Source organism: Roseivirga sp. UBA1976 (genome assembly GCF_002336325.1).
Classification (GTDB): Bacteria; Bacteroidota; Bacteroidia; order Cytophagales; family Cyclobacteriaceae; genus Roseivirga; species Roseivirga thermotolerans.
The window spans coordinates 1-9,750 of sequence record NZ_DDDQ01000054.1 but is presented as its reverse complement, the minus strand read 5'-3'; the positions used below and the strand labels follow the sequence as shown (position 1 = coordinate 9,750).

Genomic DNA, 9,750 nt, shown 5'->3' with positions numbered 1-9,750 from the left:
ACGCGTCTACCAATTCCGCCACCTAGGCATCTATGAAATTGGGTGTGCAAAAATGAGTAAAGATTTTTTATTAAACAACCTTGAGGTTGAGGAAAATTGATGAATCTGTCATTCCGGAATTTTTCGTCTCAAATTCAAAAAGAGAAGAAAAATATCCGGAATCTCTTTTTGAAATATCGCTCATGAGATACCGGATAAAATAGCCCCTGCTTGAATGTATGGACTGTTTTTTCCGGTCTGACGTTCTTATTTCACCTCAATCACTTTTTTGGAAGAGAATGCCACTGGTTTATCGGCAAACTTACTTTTGGTGGCTTTCCAAACTTCTGCAAACAAAGCGGAGTGTCTGTAGCAATTGAGGTGTTCTTCAGATTCCCAGTAACTATAAGTAACAAAAATGTGAGGAGTGTTAAAGTCTTGAAGCAGTTCCAGGTGTTTGCATCCTTCGAAGTGGCGAATCTTCTCTTTGGTGGCATGAAACAAATCCAGAAAAGCCTCAACTTCTTCCGGTCTAAAGGTCATTCGAACAACTCGTATCAGCATTGGAGGTAAAAGTTACAGATCAAAGTTCGATTCTTTTTGTGAACACACAAACAGGAGTGGCAGGCATTAATCTTCGAACTGAATGGTAACGGGGCTATCATATTCCAGCCCCAATAATTGACTGCCATTGCCCTGGTTAATGCCCAGCATCATTTTTTCACCGTCAGTAAAGACTACGAACACATCGCCAGGGTCAACTTCATTTATGCTTTTTTGAACCGTATGGGCTTGTTCGCGGCCAAAATAAATGACATACCTTCTTTCCCGGCTAAGTATGTCAAAGTCTACCTTTTCTATGTTGGTGATTAGATTGCCGTAGCGGTCTACATGAATCACGTGGCCGGAAATTTCTTTTTTAGTAGCTCTTGATTTTCGTTTCACATACTGTTTGAACGACTCGGTTACTTCTCCCAGACTTTCAGGAGAAGCTCCTTTGGCCAGTTTGCCCACCAGTGCCGGTACTTCCCGATAGGCATTTTTCTTTATGCTGAGTTTTATGGCATGGCCGGGAATTCTTTCCGAAATAAGGCTGAGAATACCACTATCGGGCACCACAAAAAAGTGCTTCTCTACTTCGGCCAGCAGGTAGTCTTGTGAAGAGGCTGCTGAGGCTTCGCCTCCAATCAGGTGGATGGTTCCTTCGGGAAAATCCTGAAAAACAGAGCCAACTGTATGCGCCAAATGAGCCAAATCGAATGGTCTGATTTGATGCGAAATATCAATGATGTGAGCTTCCGGATGTTCGGCTAATATTCGGGCCTTGCATTGCGCCACATAATGGTCACTCAGTCCAAAATCTGATGTGAAAGTGATAAGGGTCATAAGTGACTTTGGCGTTTATTCTATAATTTAGTGAAAGCAAAATTATTGAAAATTTAAGCATAGACAATCATTCATAAGCGTCTGAAAATTTGGTAGGAAAACTCATTACACTCGATAATATTACTATGGTCGACTTCCTTGGTGTAGGGAATGAAAATATCAAAGAAGTGGCCTCGGCTTTTCCCAAGAGTAAAATTGTTTCTCGTGGCAATGAATTGCTCATTAAGGGTAGTGCTTCTGAGATTATTCAGATCAATGATATTGTTCAGTCGTTGGTTAAGCATTACCATAAATACGGCAAAATAACCCACGAGAGTGTACAGTCTTACGTGCGCAGAGAGGTTCATCACCTCGATAAAGAAGGGCAAGACGATATTTTGGTGTACGGCAATCGGGGCAATGTTATTAAACCCAAAACCCGCAATCAGAAAGCCCTTGTAGAGGCTGTTAATAAAAACGATTTGGTTTTTGCCATTGGTCCGGCCGGCTCGGGCAAAACCTTTATTTCTGTAGCCATGGCTGTGAGAGCACTTAAAAATAAAGAGGTACAGAAAATAATCATTACCCGGCCCGCTGTGGAGGCCGGTGAAAACTTAGGGTTCTTACCCGGAGACCTCAAAGAGAAGATCGATCCGTATTTGAGGCCAATTTATGATGCGCTGGGTGACATGATTCCGGCCGAAAAGCTGAAGTTCTATCAGGAGAATAATATTATAGAAATAGCCCCTTTGGCCTATATGCGTGGCCGTACATTGAACAATGCTTTTGTTTTACTCGATGAAGCTCAGAACACTACCTCCATGCAAATGAAAATGTTTCTGACGCGCATGGGCCCCAACTCCAAAGTTATTGTAACTGGCGATAAGTCGCAGGTAGACTTACCCAGGCATCAACATTCGGGCCTGGCAGAAGCAGTAAGGCTTTTGAGTAACGTAAAGGGCATTGTTACCGTAGAGTTGGATACCAAAGACGTGGTACGCCACAAATTGGTGAAGGAAATTATTAATGCCTACGACAAACCAAACAACAGCAGTGATAAGAGTAAAGAAAATAGAGAGTCAACAGGAGCTTGATCAGGCCTTCGATATTAGAAGAGAGGTGTTTATTGTAGGTCAGAATTGTCCTGAAAAAGACGAATTCGATGAGTTTGATGAGAATGCCACGCACTTCATTGCTTTTGTGAAGGGTGAGCCGGCAGGAACATGCCGCTACCGGGAAACCAACAAGGGTTTGAAGCTGGAGCGTTTTGCTGTGCTGGAAGCCTACAGAGGGCAAGGAGTTGGAAAACGCCTGGTGCAAACGGTGTTGGGTTATATTGAAAAAGAAAACCTTGCTCCGGGTACATTGCTTTATTTACACGCTCAGGTAGATGCTATGGGCCTGTATTCTCGTTTTGGTTTCGAAAAAGTAGGTGAGCGCTTTTTTGAAGTAGGTATAGAGCACTTTGAGATGCAAAAGACCATTGAAGGCTAAAGCGATTAACCTTTACTAAGCAACCGTTCAATAGCTAGCTCATATGTTTAGGCCATAGCACTTAAAAGAGTGTAAATTGGCTTGGTTGTTATAACTCATCAATTCCTTAAACTTTTTTGCAACAGGTAAATTCAATAACTTCATAGGGTTATCGGTCGGCTATTGTCTTTGATCTAAGCATAATCCGAGATAACAACCATCACCTGCTTAGGGTGAACACACAATAAACACCACCATGAAGTTTCAGCGATTTCCATTTGTTCGCTTTGCGTTTTTCTTTGCCCTGGGTGTGGTGTGCCGCCACTACCTGGGAGAGTCAGTTTTACTTCCGGTAGCGATTCTTCCTGTACTTTTGGTGGTCTATATATGGTTGCTATGGCAGTCTTCTCATAGCAATCGGCATGTTTTGGCCATTCTGAGTTTCTTATTGCTCTTTAATCTGGGAGGTTACCGTTTGAGTATGTTTTTAATGGCCCCGGAAGAATTTCCTCACCAAACAGAAGGATACATTGGTCAGCTTATTCAGGAGCCTCAGGTCAAAGACAATACTGTGAGGGTAGTTATTGAACTTTCGGAGTTAAAAACGGATGTGGGGTGGAGATCTGCCAAGGGTAGGGTGAATGCTTATTTTTCGAAAGAAGCAGGCCAGGCTTTATCCTATGGAGATGTGGTTTGGATAGAGGGTAAGCCAGCTCATACCACGGCTCCGGCCAATCCGGGGGAGTTCGACTATCGTAATTACCTGGCCTATCAGAATATTCATTACCAGCAGTTTGTGGGGCATAATTTCAGCCTGCTCAGGTCCGGAACTCCCAATTGGTTTGTGGCCAAATCATTGTTGGTTAGAGATTTCTGTGTGGGGCAGGTTGGTAAATACATAGCCAATCCCAAATCCAGAGCCGTAGTTTTGGCACTAGTGCTTGGTGTAAAAGATGAACTGGATAATGAGCTTATTGCTTCTTTTTCGGCTACGGGAGCCATGCATGTGCTGGCCGTTTCCGGTTTGCATGTGGGCATAATCTATCTTATTTTCTTTGGGCTTGTAAAACAAGTTCGTCTCAATAGGAAAAAGTACAGATGGTGGCTGGCTATTGCCAGCCTAATGGTGCTTTGGAGCTATGCCCTTTTAACCGGGCTTTCTCCCTCAGTACTTCGGGCAGTTACCATGTTCTCTTTTGTGGCTCTGGGCAAAGCCCTTTTCAGAGGAGGAAATATTTACAATACCCTATCGCTGTCGGCATTGGTTTTGCTTCTTTACAATCCCTATCTCATTATGAGTGTTGGGTTTCAATTGTCTTTTCTGGCCGTTTTTGGAATAGTTTATTTACATCCCAAACTATATGGATTGTGGCAGCCCCGACATTGGCTGGCCGATAAGGTATGGTCAATAACTTGCGTGTCGGTTGCCGCTCAGCTGGCTACCGGGCCACTAAGTATGTTGTATTTCCATCAGTTTCCGACTTACTTTTTAGTTTCCAACCTGTTTATTATTCCGGCCGCAACGCTTATTCTGGTTGGTGGATTGGGCTTGTTAGCACTCTCATTCTGGTCGGCTGTGGCTACGTTGTTGGGGGTAATGCTAAACGGCACAGTGATAGCAGTAAATTGGCTGGTGACACAGGTGAGTCACTTTCCGGGGAGCACCATTAATGGCGTTTACCTTTCCATATTAGATGCCTGGTTGCTCTATGCCGTGCTGATTGGTGTGGTTCTTTTTTGGGAGCTTCACAGAAAGAGCTATCTGCAATTTGCCCTGGCCATGGCTCTGGCTTTTGTTTTAAGTCAGACCTATCACTTTGCTCCATATCAGCGCTCTTATGAGTTTTCGGTAATCGATGCCTCTCGGCAGTCTGTCATGGATTTTAGGCACGGGTTTCAGTCTAAAGTTCTGGCCGATGAGGTTTTTTTGGCCGATCCGGAAAGTCAGCAGTTCAGCCTACATGGTAAGCGACTCATTTCAGGAGCTAAACAAGGAGTAGCAGACGATGAGTTGACACTCGCCAGTGCTTCGTTTCCGGGAGGAAACCTTACGGTTTTTGAGGGGAAGACCATTCTTTGGTTAAACGAGTCAGCAGACATTCATTGGTGGAGCAAAGTTCAAATACCCGTAGACTACCTTGTGCTTTCGGGCAATGCCATAAGCCGGACGGAACAACTGGAGCATTTTAGTCATGTCCAATACATTGTTATAGATAAATCGAACAGCCGATGGGTGAGCCGTTACCTGACTCTTGCGGCAAAGGAAATGGGTATTCCTGTGCATCAAGTCGCTACCAATGGTTATTTTAGCAGTCTATGGAAAAGATGAATTTTGTAGAATATACGGTCAAAGACAGAGTGGCGACCATTATGCTCAACAGGCCCGATAAACGCAATGCCCTCAATGAGCAAGTGGTGAGCGAGCTAAAGCAGGCATTTCAGAAGGCAGCAACCGATAGTGATGCCAAGGTGGTGGTGTTGGCGGCTCGAGGAGCAGCTTTCTGTGCCGGAGCAGATTTGGCCTATTTACAGCAATTACAGAAAAATACCTTTGAAGAAAACCTGGCCGATTCTAATCATTTAAAAGAGCTTTTTTACCAAATATATACGCACCCGAAAGTGGTAATTGCCAAAATTCAAGGACACGCTATTGCCGGAGGTTGCGGTTTAGCCACGGTGTGCGACTTTTCTTTTGCAGTAGAGCAAGCGCAGTTTGGTTATACCGAGGTGCGGATTGGGTTTATTCCGGCCATTGTTAAAGTCTTTCTTTTGAGAAAGCTTGGGGAAGGTAAAGCCAAAGAACTGTTGCTCTCCGGAGACCTGATCAGCGCTCAGGATGCCAGAGAAATGGGCCTAATCAATTGGGTGGTCAAAGAAGATGAGCTCGATAGTTCTGTAGCTGAATTTGCGAGAAAGCTGGTGCGTAAAAATTCAGGACAATCCATGCAGTTTACCAAACAGATGATCGCTCGGGTACAATCCATGTCATTAGAAGAAGGCTTGGCCCATGCAGCCGAACAGAATGCGAAAGCAAGAGCTTCAGACGATTGCCAGAAGGGGATATCGGCCTTCCTGAACAAGGAGAAACCCAGTTGGTAGAATTCTGTTCATTAAGACAGGTAATAGGGCAGCCCTACAACCGAACCTTAGAAGAAATTATAACCTGATTTCCATTTTCTGATCGCTATATTCAAGCAATGATCCAGCCAGTAGACATCCTGAAAAAGTATTGGGGCTATTCTGCCTTCAGGCCTTTGCAGGAAGATATTGTAAAAGCTGTGTTGGAACAGAAAGATGTGCTGGCACTGCTACCCACCGGTGGAGGCAAAAGCATTTGCTTTCAGGTGCCGGCTATGGCCATGGATGGGCTTTGCCTGGTCATTTCTCCCCTCATTGCCCTAATGAAAGACCAGGTAAATCAATTGCAGAAAAGAGGCATTGCAGCCGAAGCCCTGCACGCAGGACAGAGTAAGCGTGAAATTGATTATTTGCTGGACAATGCGGCCAACTCCGACCTCAAATTTCTCTACTGTTCGCCCGAGCGGCTTAAGACCGAACTGTTCATTGAGCGTATAAAAAAAGTAGTTGCAAAGCGTGGAGTATGCTTGATTGCGGTAGATGAAGCCCACTGTATTTCGCAATGGGGTTACGATTTTCGACCGGCTTATTTGGAAATTGCGGATCTTCGCGACCTGTTACCACAGCCCCCCATCATTGCACTTACAGCCACGGCCACCCCATTGGTAAGGGAAGATATTGAAGTCAGGCTTAAGTTGCGTAACCCACAGCGCTTTGTAAAGAGTTTTTCCAGGCCTAATTTATCTTACTCTGTTCGGTTCGAAGAACATAAGGAACGCAAGCTACTGGAAGTATTGCAAAGAGTGTCGGGAAGTGCAGTGGTTTATGTGAGCACACGAAAACATGCTCGCGAAGTGGCACAATGGCTTAGTCAACATCATATTTCGGCTGATTATTACCATGCAGGACTTACTTTTCAGGAACGCAGCGCCAAACAGGAAGATTGGGTGCATAACCGCACACGGGTAATTGTTTCCACCAATGCCTTTGGTATGGGCATAGACAAGCCCGATGTTCGGGTGGTTGTACATATGGATCTGCCCGATAATCTGGAAGCCTACTATCAGGAGGCAGGAAGAGCGGGCAGAGATGAGAAAAAAGCTTTTGCCCTTATCATCTGCAATCAGGCCGATATTGAGCACTTGCGCAGAAAAACCGAGCAGGCTCTTCCTGAACTGGATACCCTAAAAGAAGTGTACCAAATGTTGGGTAATTTCTTTCAATTGGCAGTGGGTAGCTGGCCCGATGAAAGCTTCGATTTTGATTTTGACCTGTTTTCTAAACGCTTTCAACGCCATCCTTTGGAGGTATATCATGCCCTTAAGGTTCTTGGCGAGCATGGTGTAATCCATTTGTCAGAGTCTTTTTTCAGTCCAGGTAAAGTGCGTTTCGCCATCGATCAGCGAAAAATGTATGAGTTTCAGATTGCCAATGCCCAGTTCGATGCCCTTATTAAGGCATTGCTAAGGCTACATGGTGGAGAGTTGTATCAGAACTTTGTTACCCTGCAAGAAAACAATCTTTCGGCCCTCTTGGGACAGTCTGTGGCCGACATTAGAAAAAGCCTTAGTCATTTGCAGCAGCGCGGTGTGGTTGAATATTCCGAACAAAAAGAACAACCGCAGCTTACCTTTTTAATGCCCCGTCAGCCAACGGATAAGTTACCCATAGACCCAAAGACACTGAAGGCTAAGCGTAAACTAAAAATGGGTAAAATGGAGTCGGTTGTGGCCTATGTTCACAACCGGGAAGAGTGCCGCACCCGGCAACTACTGGTTTATTTTGGTGAAACGGACTACGGCCGTTGTGAAGTGTGCGACAATTGTATTGACAGACACAAGCATGAACAAGACCACAAAGAAAAGGCGACCTACCGAAAAGCTATTGACGAATTACTGGCTGCTTCAACAGGTTATAGTGAGGAGCAATTGATTAAAAAAATAAAACCACGCAACAAAGAGCTGCTGCTAGAGTTACTGGCTGAACTTATAGACCATGGTGACTTGCATTATGATTCGTACGGCTACATAAAACCCTCAAGAAGCCATTGAATTTGACTCTTATTAAACATTCAATTCCGATGAATACACACACAACAACTCCCTTTTTTGAGAAAATAAACCCGCGACATTTGACTTTAGCCTCTAGAAGTAATCTGTCATTTAGCTCCATTCGAGTCTTCACAAATGGTTTTTACGAGACGAGAAACTTTGATTACCAGCTTGGCGTAGAGCAATTGGGTTTGCTCTCCTTCTATTTGGATGATTAGTCCTAGTATTGACCTGCTTAAATGTCAGAAAAACTAGTCAAGGGCCGAATGGTTTTCTTTTGGTCTGTAGAAAAAAATCTAAACATTTTTGTTTTTATGTATTAATGTGCTTTTTTTAAGAAAAAAAATCAATGAACAAGTACAGTGTTTTAATTCTAGTAATATTTTTCTTGGCAGTTTTCTCTTGCCAAATCGATGATGTTGAGCCACAACAGGTATTGCGTGAATCCACTTATAAACAAGTGAAAGCTGATGAGATTCCCGAGGTTATTAATGCAATTAATCAGGCTTTGAGCTTTTCTTCCGAGAGATTGTACTTATCCAATAGTGTTGAGCGATCTGCAGGACAAATTCGAATGGATCGAATTATGGAAATGATAGACACACTGGACAATCTCAATTATACCTTCAAGGTTAACGATGGTGATCAGAATCCTTTTACCTTTTCTAATCTGGTTGTTAAGAAGCGAGCTGATGGGACTATTGATGCTCCACTTCTTTACAAGTATAGATTGGACTCTGCTCATAGAGAAAGTTTTGTCAATGGAGGCTTTTCTATGGAAAATTTTGTTGGAACTGTGGAGAAAGAGTTTTTAAAAGAGTTCGAGGGTAATAGGGGGAGGTCTTCTGCAAATCTGATTGACAGCCGATCTTCTGGAGGCGATTGTCAGCCACAAACAGAACAGTTTTACGTGGGTAATTCCAGTGGATTAAATGATGGTAGTGTTACCGGATATGGGCCTTCTACTACAACCACTTATTTGAGTGCTGGCATTGTGAAAGTCTGCGTAACTTATTTTGATGTAATAGAAAGTTCAGGGGAGCCATGTAATGAAGAGGTACATGAGCTTTTTATCTACAATGGAGGAGATATGAGTGAACACACCTGCTCTACCGGAGAACAAATTGTAGTGCGAAGAAGTCGGTGTATGGAGTACTATGTCAATTCCCCTGGTGGAGGAAATGACGGATGTTATTCTGGTGATACGGAAGACTTCATTCTGATTAACCCCGCCTTAGACGAATACATAGAATTACTTGCATCTGAGCTTCCTGACTGGTTTGTGAAAATAGACCCAGCATTGTTTTGGGAGTTCATGTGGAAAAATGGCTATATAGATCCATTTGGTGCTGGGCTTTTGGAAGGAGCTTATGAGTCATTGGCCGGATTGGTAGATATTGCCGAATTCCTTGCTGCTTGGGATATTAGAAACCCAATTATATGGAGTAACCCGCGTAGTGTGGCCATTCGCGAGCAAACAGTTATGCTTGTGGCTTACATGAAGGACTTGATTTTTGACTCTAGTCTTCGGCAAGACCTGTACCAAATGGTGAAAAGTGAGCTTTCTCAGTATATCGACCTACTTACTTTTCAAAATGGTTCAAATGAGGCACTTCATGAATGGGGTAAAATTGTATTTAATGTTGCTGCAGCTTGGACCGGGGCGTCTGTCGTAAACAGTATGTTGAAGACCTACAACATTGCCGATAAGATGTTCGATTTAATTCGAATTATGCCCGATGATGCTGTGGTATATTTGGCAAGGGCCAGAAAAATATTGAACGATGCAGATGCTCACGTAACG

General features: G+C 43.7%; 8 protein-coding genes. 6 read left to right on the top strand and 2 right to left on the bottom strand.

Translation table 11 applies throughout. The features are described 5' to 3' along the window. Positions 1–246: 246 nt before the first annotated feature. Positions 247–543, bottom strand: a complete 297-nt coding sequence (locus tag B3763_RS06130; RefSeq protein ID WP_286744807.1) for a putative quinol monooxygenase — start codon at positions 541–543, stop codon at positions 247–249. A gap of 66 nt (positions 544–609) precedes the next feature. Beyond that, positions 610–1,365 carry an SAM hydrolase/SAM-dependent halogenase family protein gene (locus B3763_RS06125; protein ID WP_286744803.1) on the bottom strand — a complete coding sequence of 252 codons (756 nt, stop codon included), beginning with the start codon at positions 1,363–1,365 and terminating at the stop codon, positions 610–612. A gap of 89 nt (positions 1,366–1,454) precedes the next feature. Here B3763_RS06125 and B3763_RS06120 point away from each other — a divergent pair, with 89 nt between their 5' ends. The 6 genes from B3763_RS06120 to B3763_RS06095 form a co-directional block, all read left to right on the top strand. Continuing rightward, a complete protein-coding gene (locus B3763_RS06120; protein WP_286744801.1) occupies positions 1,455–2,438 on the top strand; it encodes a PhoH family protein in 984 nt (327 codons plus the stop codon). Beyond that, complete coding sequence (locus B3763_RS06115) at positions 2,398–2,838, top strand: GNAT family N-acetyltransferase (RefSeq protein WP_229838633.1); 441 nt, start codon at positions 2,398–2,400, stop codon at positions 2,836–2,838. Before B3763_RS06120 ends, B3763_RS06115 begins: the two co-directional genes overlap by 41 nt. Before the next feature lie 235 nt (positions 2,839–3,073). Continuing rightward, complete coding sequence (locus B3763_RS06110; protein WP_286744797.1) at positions 3,074–5,146, top strand: ComEC/Rec2 family competence protein; 2,073 nt, start codon at positions 3,074–3,076, stop codon at positions 5,144–5,146. After that, on the top strand, positions 5,143–5,916 hold the full coding sequence (locus B3763_RS06105) for an enoyl-CoA hydratase/isomerase family protein (protein WP_286744849.1): 774 nt from the start codon (positions 5,143–5,145) through the stop codon (positions 5,914–5,916). The genes B3763_RS06110 and B3763_RS06105 overlap by 4 nt, the downstream gene beginning before the upstream one ends. A gap of 98 nt (positions 5,917–6,014) precedes the next feature. After that, positions 6,015–7,946, top strand: a complete 1,932-nt coding sequence (locus B3763_RS06100; protein WP_286744795.1) for a RecQ family ATP-dependent DNA helicase — start codon at positions 6,015–6,017, stop codon at positions 7,944–7,946. Between the two features lie 349 nt (positions 7,947–8,295). Continuing rightward, positions 8,296–9,750: hypothetical protein (locus tag B3763_RS06095; protein WP_286744793.1), on the top strand; the 1,455-nt coding region annotated here is incomplete at its 3' end.

What these genes read in the sequence shown, in the direction of transcription:
- B3763_RS06125 (WP_286744803.1), bottom strand. Translation starts at nt 1,365, where the DNA reads ATGACCCTTATCACTTTCACATCAGATTTTGGACTGAGTGACCATTAT.
- B3763_RS06100 (WP_286744795.1), top strand. Translation starts at nt 6,015, where the DNA reads ATGATCCAGCCAGTAGACATCCTGAAAAAGTATTGGGGCTATTCTGCC.
- B3763_RS06110 (WP_286744797.1), top strand. Translation starts at nt 3,074, where the DNA reads ATGAAGTTTCAGCGATTTCCATTTGTTCGCTTTGCGTTTTTCTTTGCC.
- B3763_RS06105 (WP_286744849.1), top strand. Translation starts at nt 5,143, where the DNA reads ATGAATTTTGTAGAATATACGGTCAAAGACAGAGTGGCGACCATTATG.
- B3763_RS06130 (WP_286744807.1), bottom strand. Translation starts at nt 543, where the DNA reads ATGCTGATACGAGTTGTTCGAATGACCTTTAGACCGGAAGAAGTTGAG.